This window comes from Acinetobacter lwoffii, assembly GCF_052078135.1.
Classification (GTDB): Bacteria; Pseudomonadota; Gammaproteobacteria; order Pseudomonadales; family Moraxellaceae; genus Acinetobacter; species Acinetobacter lwoffii_Z.
The window spans coordinates 217501-237090 of the sequence record NZ_JBQGUZ010000002.1 but is presented as its reverse complement, the minus strand read 5'-3'; the positions used below and the strand labels follow the sequence as shown (position 1 = coordinate 237090).

The following is a 19590-nucleotide window of genomic DNA, read 5'->3' as shown; positions in this document are numbered from 1 at the left end:
ATCAAGAAGTCAGGAAAATATTTTTAAATCATGAAATACCGTTTATCGGTAAGCGACAGATTGCGACCAACAACAGTTGATCAAAAACTGACTCGACGCTAATTTAAGTGGGCTAGCAAATTACTCAAGGAAAGATGCTTAAGCTGTCAGAAAATAAAAAATACAGCCTAAACACTGAGTAATTCACAACCAAAAAAAATAGTACTCTTGGGAGAGTAAACAATGAAAAAATTTACAAAATTAGTTTTAGCGACTTCAGTTGTATTTAGTGCCAATGCGATGGCGATGCAAGCAATGGATGATGCATCTCTAAGTGAAACAACGGGTCAAGACGGTTTGACAATTGGTATCGGCATCTCGAAAATTGCTATTGAAAAATTATTTATCCATGATAACGACGGTTTAGCGCCAAAAGGTGTTGCAAATGAGGCGGGTTTCGGAGGTACTTCTACAGCAGGTGCGATCGTAATCCGTGGTAAGACTGATACAGCACCTGATGCTGCTGCTCTTGCTGATCCTACTACTGCAACGCATGGTGTAGTAATCGGTGCCAATTATGACAATAATGGTGCCTATTTACTTGCATCCCGTAACCTTGCTGACTTGGTAATTGATTCGGATGCTGGTGCTGGTAATCCTTTCATTAATGTTGCTGCACAAGTATCGGGTCTAGATATCAAAGTTGGCCGAATTGGTGTAACTGCATCTGGTACAGATGATCCGGATTCGATTCGTCGAGGTGGTGCCGGTGTTGTAAACGACATCATTAGTGGTTTTGACGTTAAAACTGGTGTGATAAATGCCAATATTCAACTGGGTGCTGCTCCACAAGGCGCTATGATCAAGATGAATAGTGTAATGGTAGGTGGTCTAGAAATTAAAAACCTAGGTATTTTAGATAACTCGTCTAAAAATAAAGCAGTGGGGCTTGTAGGTACGACTCCAGTGACTACACGTGAAGCCGGTGAGATTTTTGTTGAAAGTATCAAAATTGCAGATGCGGATTCTAATAATTTAACCATTAGTCAGAATATTTCTGTATATAACGATGCTTATGTAGGTACTACAGCTCAGTTAGGTAAGGCAGCGCATGTTCGTATTGTAAGTAATGATACTGGGGCGAAAGACCAATACATTAAAGGTATTCATTTAGGTAACCGTGAAGCAAGATCATCAATTGGTGATATGGAAGTTCAAGGTTTACAAACTTTCTACTCTCAAGCTCAAGGTAGTTATACTAAAGGCGCAATTATTACCATTTCGGGTCACTAATCTTTATTTTAAAAAAGCGCGTGTTTACACGCGCTTTTTTATGACTATCTCACTTATCTAAAAAATAAAAAAAATACTGTATTTTTTTGAAAAAGCAGGTATCTTTCTAGTTACAGGGAAGTAGAGTGAATGCTCTATAAAAAGAAAAATAGGCACATCATGCCCATTATAAGAAAAGTTAATAATTATGTTAGAGATCGCGTTGGGCTCGGCGTTGATGTATTACGCTGCCAAAGAAGCTCTGGATATCAAAAAACAGCCGAATGGGGCTGTTCACTATACTGAAGTTCTTGATTCAAGAAATGACTCTTTTGTGCGTATGCACCGTGAAACTGTAGAAGTAAAACCGGCACTTCTAGATCAGTTTCAGGGCATTGTACGTCAAGCTTATGATTATAGTTGTGGTTCAGCAGCACTTACGACCCTCCTCAATGGTTATGTCGGTACGCAGCTGGATGAGCAGCAAGTCATGAGTGGGCTAATGAAATTCGGTGAAACAGATAAAATTGTTGAACGCCGTAGTTTTTCTCTGCTTGATATGAAGCGCTTTGTTTCAGCCTTAGGGTTGGAAAGTGGAGGCTATCGAGGAGAGTTCAAAGATTTAGTCAATCAAGATCAGCCTGCCATTGTTCCGATTTCTTATGCGGGATTTAAGCATTTTGTAGTTTATAAAGGTTATAAAAATGGCCGGGTTTATGTTGCAGATCCGGCACTTGGTAATATCAGTTTTGAGGAACGGCGTTTTCAGGATATTTGGGAAAATAATACTTTGTTCCTGATTAATGTACCTGAACAATATCGCAAAAATTTTCTAGCATTAAAAGAATCAGATATGCGCCATGTAGAAGATGCTACGATCAATCGCTATGCCTTGGTTGACATGCAGTACCCACAATTTTATATGGAAAAAATTGCTGATAAAGCTTCTACGATCCGTATGGACCGTAATCGTAATACAGAGTCAGAACAATTTGGGGAATATCAACATAACTTCCTGAGACTGTATTACAAGAATAAATAAAACGAAAAACAGTAATAAAAATTAAAATGGTGAAATGGATATGAACAGTAAATGGATGAACAAGACGTTCTTGGCACTGAGCATTCAAATGGTAATGGGCGTTGCATTTGCTGCAGAAGAACCAGCACTAGGTGAATACGAAACGGTTGATGAAGAAGTTGTTGTTGAAACTGCTGCATCTGTACCGGCTCAAACCGGGCAGGTCAAAACGCAGACTGCAGAAGAATCGGAACTAGGTGGATATGAAGCAGTTGAAGAGGCTGCCGTGGAAACAGCAGCACCTGTAGAGACTCAGGCTGGCCAGGTAGTAGATGCATCTCAAGCTTTACAGCAACAAGAAGGAGATGCTACTCAGGCAGCTAATCTGGAAGAAGTATTTACGTCAAATGAACGCCAATACTCTCTGATAAAACAAGGTGAAATTTCATCATATTACGATATTGATTATACCTATTATCGGGACACTCAACTCGATATAGAAATGGCTCAGGGCCAATTGTATCAACTACGTGTTCAAGAAAATGCAACACATAGTATGACTAATACTTTCACTTTCCAATATGGCGTGAAAGATAACCTGACCTTGACTGCATCCCTACCTTTAGTGGCTAAAACTGACTTGTTAAAAGATACGTCTACGGCAGGCTTGGGTGATATTAGTCTGGGTGCTCGCTGGGAGCCCTTCCCACTAAAAGCAGGTCGTCTGCCTCTGATTTTATTTGGTAATTTATCAACTAAAACCGGTGATAGCCCTTATGAAATTAATGCCGCGACAGATCTGGCAGCAGGAAAGGGCTATTATTCTGCTGGAGTGGGTGCTAGTACACGTAAATACATTGACCCAGTTGTATTGTTTGCATCGGTTTCTGCGAACTATGGTTTTAAAGAATCGGGCCTGAATCAGCGTCGAGGTAGCCGGATTATTGAGGAGTTTGAACCTGGTGTTAGTGGAGGCTTTGCCTTTGGTTTCGCATATTCATTTAACTATGATGTTTCGATGACCATGTCCTATCAGCAAAGCTTTAATACTGGTGCGGAATTTAACTATAACACTGGTGAAAGTTATTCTGCTGCAGATCAGACCAGTTCTACCTTTGCAATTTCCTTAGGGGTGCGAGTTTCTCCAGAAACAATTGTTAATGGGACCGTTGGCCTAGGGCTGACCGAAGATGCACCGGATGTTTCGTTGGGACTGTCATTCCCACTTGATATTTTAGGTTTTGGTAAAAAAATCAGTTAATAGGGGTGTCGTATGAAAAACATTCGACTTAGCCCGTTATTAACAGGAATTATTCTTGCGGGCTGTTCAAGTTATACCTTTGCACAATTGGGAACCAACCTTTCAGTTGATTTACGTGCACTATCCATGGGGAATGCCGTCACCGCAGATCCTCCAGGGGTCAATGCCATCCACTTTAACCCGGCTGCACTGACTAAAATTGATGGTCTGCAAACCGAACAGCAAATCATTGTGGCTAATTTTGATATCCAGCGTGAGTTTTCAGTACCGGCCGGATATAACGTATTTGGCTATTCTGATGATCCTATTGTCTGTAATGACGGTCCTGAAGTTTCATCTGATTTGTGTACCGATTTTAAAGGTCCGGTCAAAGGTGATGTGGAATATGTCAGCCTTTATGTCCCTTTTCTGAAAAAAATGGTGGATTTAGGGGAAGGCCTTCCTTTGACTGCACCGACCATGGGGATCGCATACAATCCCCCTGGATCGAAAGCCACTTATGCGACTGCTGTTTATGCTCCTCTCATGGCAGGTTTTGGTCATGAAGATGGGAACCCGGCAAACTTTATGGGACAGCAGGTTGCTTTAGAGCGGATTACCTATCTGTCACCATCCATCGGTTATGAGGTCAATGACCAACTGTCGATTGGTGCTTCTATCGGGATGTCTTATCAAGCCATCGGGATGAAAACGGACTTGCGTTTCCCGAATGAGTTGATTGGGATGTTGCGTATGATCGACGAAGTCGTGTGTACGCCGTTTAAAGAAAATTCCGACATTATTACAGATATTCTTTTGCTCGGGATCTGTAATGCGGATGAGGGGATGAACCCATTTGGCAAGTTTGGTCAAATGCAACTGGAGCTTGAGCAGAACTTAAGCCCAAGTTATAACCTGGGAATATTGTGGGAACCGCGCGAAGACTTTAGTTTTGGTATGGTGTACCAAAGTGCTGCAAAAATGCGCTTAAAAGGTAAATATCATATTGATAATGCCAAAGCTCCTCAGGAAATGATTAAAGGTTTAATGACCTCACCAACCGGCCAGATTCTGGCTGCAATTCTTGGATTTCCTAATTACATACCATCGAGTGAATCTGGTCTGGTGTCGCAGGATTTTGAATATCCGGCGCATTTTCAGGCAGGTATCAAATATAAAGTGATGCCAGATTTGCAAGTGAATTTTGATATTGGCTGGACAGATTACAAGGTCTGGGACGAATTTAAATTTGAATTTGATCGGACTATTTCAGCCTTAAAAATTGCCAAAATTTTGTCTGCCAATGTTACAGACTCAACCTTGGCTTTACCGATGGGATTTGAATCGCCGTGGAACTTCGGTATCGGGATTGAGTATTCCGCTACAGACCGTTTGAAGCTTCGGGCAGGTTATGAGCCACGTACCAGTGCTATTCCGAAAAATAAGCGTAATACCATGGTACCGATCAATGGTGCGCAGTTATTTGGTTTAGGTGTTGGTTACCGTTTTGATGCAGATACTGATCTGGATCTATCAATTGGTTTCTTGCGCAGCAAAGATCAGATTCCAGCAAATACCAGTAGTTTAGCCAACCAGACCGGGGTAAATAACCTGTTATTAAACCCATATGCAGGTTTAAACGTAAAAACAGATACCAAAATTACAATTTTAGGTTTGAACTATCGCACGCGTTGGTAAGGGAAAAATGATCAAGACAAGGAACGTTGGATTGACAGCGGTACTGGCATTAAATCTGGTATCCGTGTCTTTTTATACAAGCGCTAAAGAATTTATTACGATTATTGGTCCAGATGGCCGACCATTAGTCGTACCCCGTAATAATGCAGAGAAAAAAACTGAAGACAAATCTCGATTGTTGAAAAAAGTAGAAACTGCAATAGTTCAGCCTGTAACTGTAAGACAAAACATAGAAAAATTGCCCGTCGTAGAAAATAGGCAAGTTAAACTTAAGCATGACCATAATATGGTTGTACAACCAGTACAACCAGTACAACCAGTACAACCAGTACAACCAGTACAACCAGTACAACCAGTACAACCAGTACAACCAGTACAACCAGTACAACTGCATACTGTGCAAGAAAAGATTCAGTCTAAACCACAATTAAAACCTGAATCTCAAGCTATTCAAAATCCTGATATTGGAGCTGGATCTTCTGTTGCTATTATACAAAAACCGGGATTTAGCCAGGTTGAAGGCATTGAATATGTGGATAGTGAGTATCTGGAAAATAAAGAATTTAATTTGGAAGGCAAAAAACGTTTCTATAGCATGCCCGAAGGAGTAGTAGATAAAAATATTGGAACTACCCGGACCCAGACAATTGAACGTGAAAAAGGGGTGGGACAATCCGTATTAAAATCCTTGTTTCAAACGCCAGAAGTAGATTCTGGTCCTGTGGTACTGGCTCAAAGTTATTATCGTATTTCACAGTCGGAGACCATCGATAGCTTGGGCAAACAGTGTTTTAATGATAAGAAAATTAAAAAAGCTAAAGAAATCAGCCTTAAAAAAGCAGTTAACCTCTGGCCTCGTGCGCCTCTTAAAGCAGACCAATTTGATTTTGAAGTGGTAAAGCTTCAATCCGATATCCAGAATATTCAGATCAATTCTTATGCCTCTAGCCAGAAAAATCCAACGTATTATTGGCCTTTTGTTGTGTTTTTAGACAGTCGTGGTTGTGTGCTTGAAGGAGCGGGTGGTTTTAAAAATCAGGAAGGACAGGCGAATATTATTCAACATGAGCGTATCGAAGGGATTCTCCAGATTCCTGCTCAAAGTGAATATATATTATTGACGCCTTTGGCCTCAGCAATAGATGTTGAAGACAAGATGCTGACAAATCATGGACAACTAAAATTAGTCGCCATTCGATAAGGACTATTCGAGTACAAAAAGATGAAAAATAAAAAATTATTTCCATTTGCTTTAACCACACTTTTAACGGCACTGAGTGGGTGTGGTGGGGAAAGTGCCAATGTCATTCCAGAAAAAAATGATGAAGCCACGACCAATGGTACTTGTACCCCAGGTACAACTAACTGTGTGGAATGGGGGCTGGAATATCCGCTCGATGGTTTGAACTTTAACTGTAGTAGCGATACAGAAAATACCTTTATTACGTTATTTGATAGTAAAAACGGGGTTGCTTCTGGAACCTGTCAAAAGACGGATAATATTGAGTTTTATATTCAAAGTTTTGCTTCACGCAAGATTAATTTAGGTCAAATTAAACTCAGCGATTATGCCAGTTTTAGTGCCCAGACCCAGCTGCCGCGTTTAAGTGTAATCGATATTGCAACTGGGATTGCTCGACGTCCGGTAGGTGATTTGGTGCCTAATGATCCTACCGTTCAGGTGGCCATGCGTCTGGTTAAAATTCTGCAAGCTTTGGCGTTAGAAGAAGGGCGTATTATTAATCCATCTGATGTACAACCTTTGTATATTACTGAAGAGATGCGTAAAGACCTGGCGAAAACCAGTGAGAATATCAATCTGATGGATGCAGATTTTGCGACCAAAATTAAAGATTTTGTTGATATCAGCACAATTTCGGATGAGGTGGCTTTTGCCACAGTTAAAAAGCTGGTGACGATTGCTAACGCAGCCGTGTATCAGCCAGAATTTTCATTATTCTCAACTTCAGGCGTAATTGGTAGTAACCTGACGGGTTCAGATGGACTGGTGGGCTGTAATCAAAGCCCTTGTGATATTAAGAATAAGAATACTAAATATTTATTTGGCCATTTTATGCTGATTACCGATCGCCAGGGCTATACCTTTGGCAGCGGCTTACAATGGCGTGATAATGAGTTAACTCTGGCTAAAGAAAATTTATCTTCCTTAGGGGGGATTAATGCTCAACTCATCCGTAAGGTGAAACCGGTACAAATGACCGCTGATCCGCAAAGTTCATGGATTCATCCAACCAGTAAAACCATTAACACGCCTTACCGCTTGAATATTGCAAATAATGCGACTCCGCTTGAGTTGTATCAAGGCAGATTATTGAATGATTATGTGATCGCCGGTAAAGAAGCTTTCTATAAGATGGTGACTGACAAAAAATCGCTGGATACTTCCGATCAAGCCAACTTGGGGTTGTGGCGTTTGCAGGCCGATGGTGAAAACTATACGGGAAGCGTTGATCTATATAAGATTTTCCCAATTAGTTATCTGGATCGTCAGGTCTTTAAAACAGCGCAGAACGTCGCGGATGGGGAGAAATACATTTTCCCAATGTATGCCAATCTGGAATTTAAATTTACAGATACCACTGTCAGCCCAATTACTTTAGGAATCGTCATTGACAGTAATGGTGATGTACGCACCAATATGCAATCTTCCAGCAATTTCGCGACTGATCCGGTGAATGGCTGTCAAGGTGATGTGTTGGCAGATACACTCTTAGATCATCAAGGCATACCACAATACCGCCTTGGAACTTTGGGACGTGCATTTGTCGCTGATAAAGCGGTTTCCATGCGCCTGATTTTGGCCAATGAAAAGTTTGGTAATATCAATGGCGCATTGGTAGGGGTAGACTCACGCATCCAGTCTTCACCGGATTCTAGGGATTCGATTGTGATCGGTGGTGCACTGCTCAATTTGTCTAATGTGTTAGATACTAATGTCGGCCAGAATGGGCGTGTAACTTTCCTGAATTCGGCAGGTGATGGGGTACAATGGGCCAATACCTATGCCAGTTTTCAAAAAGTTTATAATAATAACAATGAGGGTGAAACACCGGCAGATATTAGCCTGGCAAAATTAAACGGTGGTTCGGTTGAGTTTAAGCTCGCGGATTGCTATCAAGTCAAAGCCAAATAATATTCTTTAAAAATAAAAAAAACCCATCTTAGTATGGGTTTTTTTTATGGATGTTAAATTTAACCGGTATGGTCTAGACGCGTGCCTAATGTTTCCAGATGCATTGGAAAAATATTATTTTTACGGTCTTCAAAATAATGTCTGAGGGTGTGTTCTACACTCGGGAAGGCAAGTTCAGTCCAGGGAATATCTGCTTCATCAAATAAACGTGCTTCGATGGTTTCTTCACCCGCACCAAATTTTCCATCAATCAGATTGGCTTTAAATAGCACATAAATCTGACCAATACGCGGAATGTTATACATACAGTACAGCTGTTCAATGTCTACTTCAGCTTCGGCTTCTTCGCGGGTTTCCCGTGCAGCCCCTTGCTCCATGGTTTCAAATAGTTCCATATAGCCGGCAGGTAAAGTCCATAAGCCGTAGCGTGGTTCAATGGCACGACGGCAGAGCAGTACTTTGTTTTCGAATAAGACTAAAGCGCCACAAATCACTTTCGGATTAATGTAATGAATAGAGCCGCATGAATCACATACGCTGCGAATTTGCTGATCGCCCAAAGGAATTTTAGCAGTGGTTTTATGTCCACAATTCACACAGAAGTTCATATTCATCATCAATGATAAAAGTAAGCTCAGGATAACTGAAAAAGCAAAATTTGGCATCATTTCTCTCCTGCCCCGACTAAAATCAGCTATGATGAAATTATGATCATCGTCAGGGCTGAGAGAATGGATGCATGTGAATTGACACAAAGGTTGCAGCAACGATTACGTTTTTCCAAGCGTATCCGATCTGCGCATGCTGCCGTGTTGATTGCAATTACAGATGAAGCTGACCCGAAAGTATTGCTGACGCGCCGTTCAGCTTATTTGAATAATCATGCCGGAGAAGTCTCATTTCCAGGCGGCAAGCGCGATCCGCAAGATACCAGTAATATTGTGGTGGCTTTAAGGGAAGCCTATGAGGAAACGGCACTCAATCCTTTTGATGTGCATTTAATGGGTGATTTACCCATGCAAAAAGCCCGCAATGGCATGCTGGTCAAACCGATTGTGGGACTGATTCCTCCGCAAGTGAAGCTGATTCCACAACCGACGGAAATCGACCGGATTTTCTTTGCCTCATTGCAGCATTTGCTTGAAGTGACACCTACGCCTTATGAAGTTCGCTTTGCCCAGCAATCTTTATATTTTCCGAGTATGCGGGTAGAAAATGAAGTGGTCTGGGGCTTGACCGCACGTATGCTGATTTCTTTATTTCAATATGGGCTGGATTATAAAAAAGACTGGCCATTCTTGCTTAATTCTCCAACGTTTAAACGCTCCAAATTTTTTTAACCATTGAACAGGATTTTATCAATGTTGTACAAATTTCAGGGACACTTACCTACCGCTACACATCAGCCCTGGGATGGCTGGGTGGCACCAACGGCAACAGTGATTGGACAAGTTGAACTTGGACGACAAGTCAGTGTCTGGTTTGGGGCTGTAGTACGTGCAGATAACAGTAAAATTAAATTGGGTGACTTTAGTAATGTGCAGGAAAATGCAGTGTTGCATACGGATGCAGGCATTGAGATGCACATTGGTGATTATGTGACAATCGGCCATCAGGCCATGCTGCATGGTTGTACCATTGGCGATAACAGTCTGATCGGGATTCAGGCGGTCATTCTGAACAATGCCGTGATTGGGAAGAATTGTATTATTGGTGCCAATGCCTTGATTCCGGAAGGCAAGATCATTCCAGACAATTCCGTGGTGATGGGCTCACCCGGTAAAGTGGTAAAAACGCTGGATGATGACAGTATTCAAAAATTAACAATGAGCGCCATGCATTATGCCGAGCATTTTCAGAAATTTCAGGATTTGGAAGAAGTGCAACTCTAAGGCACTCTTTTAATGAGTGAATCATAAGCCTAGATTTTCTAGGCATTTTTGTATCTGTTTCGGGAAAATCTCGCGTAGCGGATATGAGTGGAGTATCATATCCGCGTTTTTTATATTCTCTGAATTAAGGTTGTGCATGAAAGTGCTGGCATTGGAGACTGCCAATGAGCAGTGTTCCGTTTCTGTAATCGATGATACTCAAGAACTATTTTTTCAGCTTGATGCGCGCGCCAAGGCACAAACGCAAACGATTCTCCCAATGATTGAACAAGGTCTGCAAGATCTTGGGCTGGCCATTGCTGATTTGACCGCGATTGCCTTTAGTCGTGGTCCGGGTTCTTTTAGCGGTGTCCGCATTAATGCTGCCGTGACTCAGGCCTTGGCTTGGTCCAATGATGTGCCGGTGATTCCGGTGTCAACTTTGCAGGCTTTGGCACAAGCAGCCTACCGTTTGCATGGTCTGACTGAAGTGTCTGCGGTATTGGATGCCCGCATGAGCGAAGTCTATATCGCGAGCTATCAACTGGATGCACAAGGGATTATGCAACCGGTCGATGATGAGCAACTGTTAAGTTATGCAGAAGGTAGCCAAGCTGTGCGCTTTACCCCGGTTGGCTCAGGTGCTGAATTGGTACAAAGCGAAACTTCAATTTATAAAGATGTGCATGCGACCGCACAGGATATCGCCAGCATTGCACGTGCAGCGGCACAAGTAGAAAACTGGGTGAGTGCAGAATTGGCATTACCCGTATATTTACGCGATAACGCGTGGAAAAAAATTCCAGAACAAGGCAAAGCATAATTAATTAGGATAAAGCATGGATCTTTTACTGCTACTCAAAGCGGCCATCATGGGTATTATCGAAGGCATTACCGAGTTTTTGCCTATTTCCAGTACCGGCCATTTGATTTTGGCATCAGAATTAATGAATTTCTGGACCAAGGAAAAGAGTGATGTATTCGTCATCGCGATCCAGATGGGGGCAATTGCTGCCGTTATTTATGAATATTGGGCACGTCTTTGGGGTGCAGCGACCGGGATTGTCAGCGGTGAACCGCAAGGTCGCCGTTTAGGCATTGGCCTGATTCTGGCTTCTATTCCGATTATATTGATTGGTCTGACGCTGGGACAAACCGTCAAACAATTACTGTTTAATGATATTGCGATTGCCATTGGTTTAATTGTCGGTGGTCTGATCATTATCTGGATTGAAAAGAATCCACCACAAGTCCGTGTCCATGAAGTTGAAGAACTCAGCATTAGAGATGCGATCTGGATTGGCCTAATTCAGGTTCTATCCTTGATACCGGGTACTTCCCGTTCAGGCGCAACCATTATCGGTGCGATGTTCCTCGGTGTGTCCCGTAAGGCAGCGACTGAATTTTCATTTTTCTTGGGTATTCCGGTCATTATCGGCGCTGGCCTGCTGGACCTTTATCAAAGCTATGATGTCTTAAATACGACTGAAGACTGGACCGTGATCGGAGTTGGGCTTCTGGTTTCCTTTATCTCGGCATTGATATTAATCCGTGCGCTGGTCGCTTATGTGGCTAAACGCGACTTTATGATCTTTGCCTGGTATCGTATTGCTTCGGGTCTGCTGATTTTATTATTTGCCTATACAGGTTGGAAATTATGGTAAGCGCGATTCGCTTATATGCCGAATCTGACTATCAAGAGAAAGCACAGCACTTTGAGGCTGTGCTTTCTTCTCGTGGGGTACAGGTTGAGATTGAAACTGTTGAAAAACTCAATGCACGTTTTTTCCGTTTAAATCCTGAACTGGCCCTCTGTGTCGATGCTGACGGACTCTGGTTATGTGCCAACGGCATGAAGATGCAACCGGACTGGCAAGCAGAAACTGGACGTTTAAAACGTGCATCTTTAAAGTCAGAAATGATTGCACGTGCCTGTAATTTAAGTGAAAAACCAAGCTTGGTTGATGCGACTGCAGGTCTAGGACATGACAGTCTGTTGATGGCACATTTAGGCGCGCAAGTGACTCTGGTTGAACGGCATCCGGTTCTATTCACCTTGCTTGAAGATAGCCATATACGTGCCCAGTCGGATGCATTCCTGAGTCAGGTCGTATCACGGATTCATTTGGTCTTTTCTGATTCAGCCGATTATCTGCAGCAACAGGCCCAGCAGCATAAAGTTGTCGATGTAGTTTATCTTGATCCAATGTTTCCACAGCGGGATCAAAACCAGCAGGCAGTCAAAAAGCAGGCGCAGGTCAAAAAACAGATGCAGCTGTTGCATATGTTATTGCCTGAAGATGGTGAAATGGATCTGGGCGATAATCTTCTGGAACTGGCACAAAAAATTGGCAGGCGTGTCGTGGTCAAGCGTCCGCGTCTGGCGGTATTTTTAGCCGGAAAAGAGCCAAATCATCAATGGCAAGGCGATGCTTGTCGCTTTGATGCGTATTTTCAGCATGAACTTGTAGCTGAATAGGATAATGGCTTCTTTATTAAGCAAAGATTTGTTATATATTTAAAATTAGCATTGATTAAATACTTATCAAGCATAAACTTATTCAGCACATTAGCGAGCCACTCATCTCCTTGAAATCCTATGATCGACTTTAAACCCTCCATTAATTTTTGGCACGATTTTAAGAGCAACCAAATTGCCGGGATGTGGTTATTTCTGGGGTCGAGGCGTTCTTTACAACTGGTCCGTCCATCCATCATGCAATTGGTGTTCTGGGGGATCTTGGGTGGCTGCGCCAACAGTTTGTTTAGCTGGCTCAGTTCAGGCCGTATGGGAGATTTTAACTCTCAAGGTTTGATTAGTTATGCGCTTTGGCCTTTCATTGCCCTGATTGTCGGTATTTTTCTTTCGCAACGGGTCAATAATCCACGCTTGATGCTGGTGCCAGCCTTGTTATGGTTGGTGTTAGATACCCATATCATGCTGTTCCAGTGTCTGATTCAGTATCTGGGTGATCTGGATTATCTGCCTTATATCCTTTACGACTATATTCCAACGCTCTTTGTCATGCTGTTTGTCTGGCAAAGTCTGGCAGTGGTCTGGGTGATTTCACGTGAATTAAAATGGCCGTGGTGGGAACGTGCGCTGATTATGCTGGCGACTTTGTTTACGCTAGTAGTTTGGCAGATTTCAGTCAAAGATCAGCCGATCTGGAAAGTCGAAGAAATTCCACCGAGTTTTGCCGAAGATGCTTTCTATGCCCAGCCAACTCTGCTGAACAAAGCGCTGGAAAATATCGAATATGGTGAATTCGCACAGTCGCACTGGTATTTCATGGGGGTGGCCGGAGCGAGCTATCAGGATGTATTCCATTCTGAAGTCGAGCGGATTAAAGAACAGTTTGATACCCGTTTTGGCACTTTTGGCCGATCGATTGCCTTGGTCAATCACCCAGCGACACGTACCACTATGCCGATTGCTTCCAAAACCAGTATGGAGCTGACATTGCGCCGTATGGGGCAGCAGATGAACCGTGAAAGTGACGTATTATTTTTATATATGACCTCTCACGGTTTGCCGAATGTATTTGAAATGGAAAATGCCCCACTGGATCTGGCGCAGGTTGATCCAAAATGGTTGCGTGAAACACTAGATGCATCAGGCATACGTTGGCGCGTGATCGTAATCTCGGCCTGTTTTTCAGGCAGTTTTGCTTCTGCTTTACAGAATGACAATACCTTGGTGATTACGGCTTCGGCAGCTGATCGGCAGTCTTTTGGCTGTTCGAATGAAGCGGATTATACCTATTTCGGTCGTGCGTTCTTTGATGAAGCCATGCGTGAAAATAGCAGCTTGCAAAGCGCTTTCGCACAGGCCACAGATACCGTAGCAAAATGGGAATCAGCTCAAGGTTTTGAGCCATCAGAACCGCAATGGGTGATTGGTAAGAATATGGAATTGATGTTGCCGCAACTGGAGCAACGTTTATTTCCACAGACCACTACGGCGACATCATCTCCCTAGATCAATGTCATCCACAGACCGGTTTCAATAATAAGGAATAGCCATGGAACTTATACAGAACAATAGAAGCTTTGAAGGTGAACAGCGGATTTATCGTTTTGATTCACGCTATCTTAAAACACCGACCAAGTTTGGCATTTTTCTGCCGCCTCAAGCTTTAGAAGGTCACAGCTGTCCGGCATTATTCTATTTGGCAGGTTTGACCTGTACCGAAGAAACCTTTGCCATCAAGGCGCATGCACAGCGTTTGGCGGCGCAACTTGGCTTGATTCTGATTACACCAGATACCTCACCACGCGGCGAAGGTGTGGCAGAAGGCGACAACTGGGATATTGGCCAGGGCGCAGGTTTTTATATCAATGCAACACAAGCACCATGGGCTGAACATTACCAAATGGAAAGCTTCATTGTGGATGAGCTCTATGCACTGGTCACTGAGGAGTTCGTGATCCATCCCGGTAAGATCGGCATCTTCGGCCACTCTATGGGCGGTCATGGCGCATTGACCCTAGCATTTAAATATCCAGAAAAATTCAAATCTGTTTCAGCCTTTGCACCGATTTGTGCACCGAGCCAATGTCCGTGGGGAGACAAAGCGTTCTCGAATTATTTGGGTACTGAGAAAGAGGAATGGCTAAAACATGATGCAACCACTTTGGTTCAGGAAAAAGGCGCATTATTTAGCGATATCCTGATTGATCAGGGTTTTTCGGACCAGTTCTATAGTCAGCTTAATCCAGCCTTGTTTCAGCAAGCTTGTGATGCCGTCAACCAGCCGCTAACTTTGCGTGAACATCAGGGCTATGATCATGGTTATTACTTTATTCAAAGTTTCGTAGATGATCATTTGCAATTCCATGCCGTGCAGTTAAATCCTTAAAGCAAGACTGCACATATGTAGTAAAGCCAAAAAAATTAAAAACCTCCAAAATGTTTTTACATTCTGGGGGTTTTTCTTTTAATATCAGATGTATAAAATTATAAAAAATTGGGGTCGTCATGCAGCAGACAGCAGACGGTATTCGTGTTAGTGAGCCATTATTTCCAGCTGCTTCAAGTTTTTCGACTGAAGCCACGCCTTCAGTCTGCCCTAAATATCAGCGTTATGGATTCAGATTTCATGGCAGTGCATCCGAATATTTTGGTATCTGGATGGTGAATCTGATGCTGACCATTGTGACATTGACCTTGTACAGCCCTTGGGTCAAGGCACGCCGTATGCGTTATTTCTACGGCAATACCCAATTTTTAAACCATCGCTTCGATTTTGTGGCCATGCCGAGCCGGATCCTGCTGGGTCGTCTGTTTGCACTGGAACTGTATCTGGTTACCGTTGTACTGACCAACTATTCAATCCTCTCTACCAGTTCTTTATTGATGGTCGCTGCGCTATGTCTACCGTGGCTTATTCGGATGACCCTGAAATTCAAGGCCCGAAATAGCAAATATGGCAATGTACGTTTTTATTTTAATGGCAGCAACCGTGAGGCTTATAGGGTCTTATTTCTGGCCATCCTGCTCAATATCTTTACTTTGCTGCTGTTTAGCCCAGTGATGATCTGGCTCTATAAACGCTATTGCTTTAATCATTTATCGATTGGTCAGCTGCAATTCAAGCTGAATATTAGCTGGTCCAAGTTTGTGTCTGCCGTTTATCTGCCCTTGGGTCTTTACCTGCTGGTTGGTATTGGCTGGCTTGCAGCAGTAGTGTACTGGGTGGACCGGATTGGAACCAACTTGTTTAGTCTAGGGTTACTGCTTAGCTATCTGCTTTGTCTGGCGCTGGTCTGACCGGTCATTTCTGCACGTTTATACCTCATTACCTGGAATCATGTGGAGCTTGGTCAAAGTTACTTTAAAACACGGGTAACTACCTGGCGTTATAGCTGGATTGTGCTGAGCAACTGGATAGTGCGTGTTCTTAGTCTGGACTTAATGACACCTTGGGCTGCCATCCGTTTATATCAATATCAGTTGAACCATCTGGAACTCTATGTAGCAGAAGATGAAGCTAATCTTGAGCATATCTTGCAACCTGATCCGAGTGCCTTGGCTGATGAAATCCTGGACGTATTTGATTTCGATGCGTCGCTATAGGAGTAAATGTGATGAAACGACCTGTCGAAGTTAAGTTTTATGATGGAGTTCTCGCTGAAGCCCGTCGTGCCTGGATTGTACCGGATCAGCAACAAGGGATTGCCTTGAAACTTGATGAGGAGGTTCCAGTACAAGTTAGCGCTGCAGATTTTTATTTTTCTTATCCGGACATGGCCTACATTGGTGGTGTCGGTGGTCGTAAACCGATTATTGAGTTACCTGAAGAACGTCGGATTGAGTTTTTAAGCAAAGCGCCACATTGGCTCGGGATTAAACATAAAGATATTTATCATGCAATCTGGAAGTTTGAACGTTCACCGATCCTGATTTTCTTTTCCATGATCATCGTGATTAGTGCAGTGATTGTGATTTTAAAATGGGGGATTCCTTATAGTGCCAAACAGCTGGCAAAATTCCTTCCGGAGCAGACTCTGGTTGAAGTAGGCAACCGGACAGAGCAGCAGTTAATTGCCCAGACCCAACCAAGTACACTACCGGAAGAACAGCAGATGCGATTAAAAACTTTGTATGAACAAAAGATTGCTGTAGGAAAACCTGCAAAAATTATTTTCCGTCAAGGTGGATCAAGCATGGGCATGAATGCTGCAGCCATCCCGAATAACACCATTATTGTGACTGATGAACTGGTGAAAATCAGCGGCACCGATGAGGAAGTCCTCGCAGTACTGGCCCACGAACAAGGCCATCTGGTACAGAAGCACAGCATGCAAAAAGTGATTTCTAATCTGGGTGTGGCGGGACTGTTTGCCTTTGTAACTGGAGATTTAAGTGATGTGGTCACCGCATCTGTAGTGGTCCTGACCGATGCCGGATATTCGCAGGCGATTGAACTGGATGCCGATGACTATGCCATGCAGCATTGGCATCAACAGCAGATTTCCAGTATTCACTTGTCTAATTTTTTGCAGCGGGTGGAAAATGCCAGAATACTGGCAGAGGAATCACAAACCTTAAAAATGAAAAATTTCACTCTCAATATCGATGGAAAAGACCGGCATCTGACAGAAACCGAACTGAAATGGATTCGCCTGATCGGGAAGTTTAAAAAATATCTGAAATCTCACCCCGAACTGGATAAAAGGATTCAGCGTATTCATGCCTTTAATGAACAAGCGAATCATCGTATTTAGTTTCTGATCATTGCTATGTCTTGATCATCAAGGCTTTTTAGTCCCTATCTTTGCCAGTCGGCAGTCAGATGTTCCTGTCCCATACGGATCAGATGATCCAGAACCACATTTTCGAGTTTATTCAGGTCAGTGGAATCAGCATTGCTCTGAATCGTTACGGTTAGATGATCCTGTTCAGGAGCCAATATCACTTCAGCATTTGGAAAATGAATCAGGAAATTTTGTTCGGTTTCATCAATATTAAATTTATGTTTCCAGTGATTGGCCAGGCGTTTGGCAATTCGTGCTGCTTGTTGCGTCTGGATATAGGCAATACTTTTCATCAGTTTTCTACACTATTCATCATTATTCTAAACTTTAAACCAAGCGGTGATGCCAGCATAAGCCTCAAAGCGTTACACAGCGTTTTAATCTTGCAACATCGAATCACAGTAGCCGGAGCGGATTTGATATAATGGGAAAAATCCAATTTCAACAAGCCAGGTTCTCCCATGTCCAAGTCTTATTTAATTGCCCCTTCTATTTTATCTGCTGACTTTGCCCGTTTAGGTGAAGAAGTCGAGAACGTGTTGGAAGCAGGTGCAGACGTTGTCCATTTTGATGTCATGGACAACCATTATGTACCGAACCTGACTTTTGGTGCGGGTGTTTGCAAGGCCTTGAAAAATTATGGGATTAAGGCGCCAATTGATGTGCATTTGATGGTTAAGCCGGTAGATCGCATGATCGGAGATTTCCTTGAAGCGGGTGCTGATATCATTACTTTCCATCCGGAAGCGTCTGATCATATTGACCGTTCTTTACAGTTGATCAAATCAGGTGGCGCCAAAGCGGGTCTAGTATTTAACCCAGCAACGCCACTGCATTATCTGGATTATGTACTGGATAAAGTTGATCAAATTCTGCTCATGAGTGTGAACCCGGGCTTTGGTGGACAGAAATTTATTCCAATGACTTTGGATAAATTGCGTCAGGCACGTCAACTGATCGATGCTTCAGGTCGTGATATTCGTCTGGAAGTCGATGGTGGTGTTACACCGAGTAATATTCGTGAAATTGCTGAAGCGGGTGCCGATATGTTTGTGGCGGGTTCAGCTATTTTTGGCAAGCCAGATTATAAAGCTGTGATTGATGAAATGCGTGCAGAGTTAGCCAGAGTAGGACAGATTCAACTCTAATCGCTAAAACATCAGATGCGCATAAATATGTGGATAACTTTATGGATAAGTGTGTAGATATCTATGTTGATAACCATATGGATATGTTGCATAAAATGTAATCATTTGTACCTTGGTTGATTGTGATTTAGACAATATTTGTATAAAAATAACTCAAATTGGGTTCTTTTTTATTACATATAACCCTTATGTTTAGTGGTTATTTGTTAATCAAGAGTTAATAATTCAACCAAGTAAAAAATGATCAATGTCTCGCATATTTGTGTTTCATTATGTAATTACTCCAGACAAAGTTTAAATTTAATTGATGTGTATAACTTAATATTCTGAGTCCATTCTCATGTAATTGTTGTGGATGAATTGCCCGATTATTAGAACTATTTCTGACTTGGCATTTTCAACATCTACCATAACCAGAATAGCCATGAATGTCGTGAGGATTTGAGTAAGGCAAAGTTAAGTTGTATCTCGATAAGTCATGTTTTGTAAAAATAGCCAGATTACTGCAATGTGGTTTTATAAAATTTTTACACCTAGGAGGAACGACCTCCCTTGTGAATTGCATATCGGAATTTACAGGAAAAATCGTCAGGACGGCCTGATTCTTATATAAAAGGAGGAGGGCTGCATGGCCTGGATCGTACTTATTCTTGCGGGTATTTTTGAAATCGTTTGGGCATATTCGATGAAGCTGTCTGAAGGCTTTACCAGACTTACCCCAAGTATTATTACCATTGTCTTCATGGTAATGAGTTTTGCTTTGCTGGCTTATGCGATGCGTACTTTGCCACTAGGTACAGCCTATACGATCTGGACCGGGATTGGTGCAGTGGGTTCATTTCTCATTGGTATTTGGGTTCTGGGTGAACCTGCTACAGCATTGCGTATGCTGGCTGCAGTACTCATCATTTCCGGTCTGGTGCTGATGAAAGTATCCTCTTCATAAT

At 42.6% G+C, this 19590-nt stretch carries 18 protein-coding genes and 1 pseudogene; 17 read left to right on the top strand and 2 right to left on the bottom strand.

Annotated features, from left to right (window positions below; translation table 11 throughout):
* Positions 1-222 precede the first annotated feature (222 nt).
* The 6 genes from filA (at position 223) to filF (ending at position 8364) form a co-directional block, all read left to right on the top strand.
* On the top strand, positions 223-1272 hold the full coding sequence (gene filA / locus ACTL4S_RS02345) for a putative pilus system protein FilA (protein ID WP_441298672.1): 1050 nt from the start codon (positions 223-225) through the stop codon (positions 1270-1272).
* 187 nt (positions 1273-1459) lie between these two features.
* Positions 1460-2293 carry a putative pilus system C39 family peptidase FilB gene (filB, locus tag ACTL4S_RS02340; protein WP_180038488.1) on the top strand — a complete coding sequence of 278 codons (834 nt, stop codon included), beginning with the start codon at positions 1460-1462 and terminating at the stop codon, positions 2291-2293.
* 34 nt (positions 2294-2327) lie between these two features.
* The gene (gene filC, locus ACTL4S_RS02335; RefSeq protein ID WP_005247185.1) at positions 2328-3533 is read left to right on the top strand and encodes a putative pilus system protein FilC; all 1206 of its coding nucleotides are present in this window, start codon (positions 2328-2330) and stop codon (positions 3531-3533) included.
* Positions 3534-3545: 12 nt separating this feature from the next.
* Positions 3546-5210 carry a putative pilus system OmpP1/FadL family transporter FilD gene (gene filD / locus ACTL4S_RS02330; protein ID WP_180038490.1) on the top strand — a complete coding sequence of 555 codons (1665 nt, stop codon included), beginning with the start codon at positions 3546-3548 and terminating at the stop codon, positions 5208-5210.
* 7 nt (positions 5211-5217) lie between these two features.
* Positions 5218-6411 (top strand): putative pilus assembly protein FilE, encoded by a 1194-nt coding sequence (gene filE / locus ACTL4S_RS02325; RefSeq protein ID WP_441298671.1) that lies wholly within the window; start codon positions 5218-5220, stop codon positions 6409-6411.
* A 21-nt stretch (positions 6412-6432) separates the two neighbouring features.
* Positions 6433-8364 carry a putative pilus system protein FilF gene (gene filF, locus ACTL4S_RS02320; RefSeq protein ID WP_441298670.1) on the top strand — a complete coding sequence of 644 codons (1932 nt, stop codon included), beginning with the start codon at positions 6433-6435 and terminating at the stop codon, positions 8362-8364.
* A gap of 59 nt (positions 8365-8423) precedes the next feature.
* Here filF and ACTL4S_RS02315 read toward each other — a convergent pair whose 3' ends face one another.
* Positions 8424-8972 carry an NUDIX hydrolase gene (locus tag ACTL4S_RS02315; protein ID WP_004279163.1) on the bottom strand — a complete coding sequence of 183 codons (549 nt, stop codon included), beginning with the start codon at positions 8970-8972 and terminating at the stop codon, positions 8424-8426.
* Positions 8973-9095: 123 nt separating this feature from the next.
* Here ACTL4S_RS02315 and ACTL4S_RS02310 point away from each other — a divergent pair, with 123 nt between their 5' ends.
* The 9 genes and pseudogenes from ACTL4S_RS02310 to ACTL4S_RS02270 all read left to right on the top strand — a co-directional run bounded on the left by ACTL4S_RS02310 (position 9096) and on the right by ACTL4S_RS02270 (position 17465).
* Complete coding sequence (locus ACTL4S_RS02310; RefSeq protein ID WP_004279164.1) at positions 9096-9704, top strand: NUDIX hydrolase; 609 nt, start codon at positions 9096-9098, stop codon at positions 9702-9704.
* 24 nt (positions 9705-9728) lie between these two features.
* Positions 9729-10256 carry a gamma carbonic anhydrase family protein gene (locus ACTL4S_RS02305; RefSeq protein ID WP_171065037.1) on the top strand — a complete coding sequence of 176 codons (528 nt, stop codon included), beginning with the start codon at positions 9729-9731 and terminating at the stop codon, positions 10254-10256.
* Between the two features lie 136 nt (positions 10257-10392).
* Positions 10393-11058: a tRNA (adenosine(37)-N6)-threonylcarbamoyltransferase complex dimerization subunit type 1 TsaB gene (gene tsaB / locus ACTL4S_RS02300; RefSeq protein ID WP_005107769.1), complete on the top strand. Its 666-nt coding sequence runs from the start codon at positions 10393-10395 to the stop codon at positions 11056-11058.
* A gap of 16 nt (positions 11059-11074) precedes the next feature.
* Positions 11075-11899, top strand: a complete 825-nt coding sequence (locus ACTL4S_RS02295) for an undecaprenyl-diphosphate phosphatase (RefSeq protein ID WP_004279167.1) — start codon at positions 11075-11077, stop codon at positions 11897-11899.
* Entirely contained in the window at positions 11893-12714 is an 822-nt protein-coding gene (locus ACTL4S_RS02290) for a class I SAM-dependent methyltransferase (RefSeq protein ID WP_441298669.1), read from the top strand. Before ACTL4S_RS02295 ends, ACTL4S_RS02290 begins: the two co-directional genes overlap by 7 nt.
* Positions 12715-12834: 120 nt before the next feature.
* Positions 12835-14217 (top strand): C13 family peptidase, encoded by a 1383-nt coding sequence (locus ACTL4S_RS02285; protein WP_114541370.1) that lies wholly within the window; start codon positions 12835-12837, stop codon positions 14215-14217.
* Between the two features lie 43 nt (positions 14218-14260).
* Positions 14261-15097: an S-formylglutathione hydrolase gene (gene fghA, locus ACTL4S_RS02280; protein WP_005267396.1), complete on the top strand. Its 837-nt coding sequence runs from the start codon at positions 14261-14263 to the stop codon at positions 15095-15097.
* A gap of 119 nt (positions 15098-15216) precedes the next feature.
* Positions 15217-16314: pseudogene (locus ACTL4S_RS02275) on the top strand (YjgN family protein).
* An 11-nt stretch (positions 16315-16325) separates the two neighbouring features.
* Positions 16326-17465 (top strand): M48 family metallopeptidase, encoded by a 1140-nt coding sequence (locus ACTL4S_RS02270; RefSeq protein ID WP_441298668.1) that lies wholly within the window; start codon positions 16326-16328, stop codon positions 17463-17465.
* Between the two features lie 44 nt (positions 17466-17509).
* On the opposite strand, the gene ACTL4S_RS02265 is transcribed toward ACTL4S_RS02270, so the two are convergent.
* Positions 17510-17788, bottom strand: a complete 279-nt coding sequence (locus ACTL4S_RS02265) for a DUF2218 domain-containing protein (RefSeq protein ID WP_262466531.1) — start codon at positions 17786-17788, stop codon at positions 17510-17512.
* Positions 17789-17956: 168 nt separating this feature from the next.
* Between ACTL4S_RS02265 and rpe the strand changes: the two genes are divergently transcribed.
* Together rpe and ACTL4S_RS02255 are read left to right on the top strand one after the other, a co-directional pair.
* Positions 17957-18643, top strand: a complete 687-nt coding sequence (rpe, locus tag ACTL4S_RS02260; RefSeq protein ID WP_441298667.1) for a ribulose-phosphate 3-epimerase — start codon at positions 17957-17959, stop codon at positions 18641-18643.
* A 628-nt stretch (positions 18644-19271) separates the two neighbouring features.
* Positions 19272-19589, top strand: coding sequence for a DMT family transporter (locus ACTL4S_RS02255; protein ID WP_441298666.1), 318 nt, complete (start codon positions 19272-19274; stop codon positions 19587-19589).
* The last annotated feature ends 1 nt before the right edge of the window (position 19590 follow it).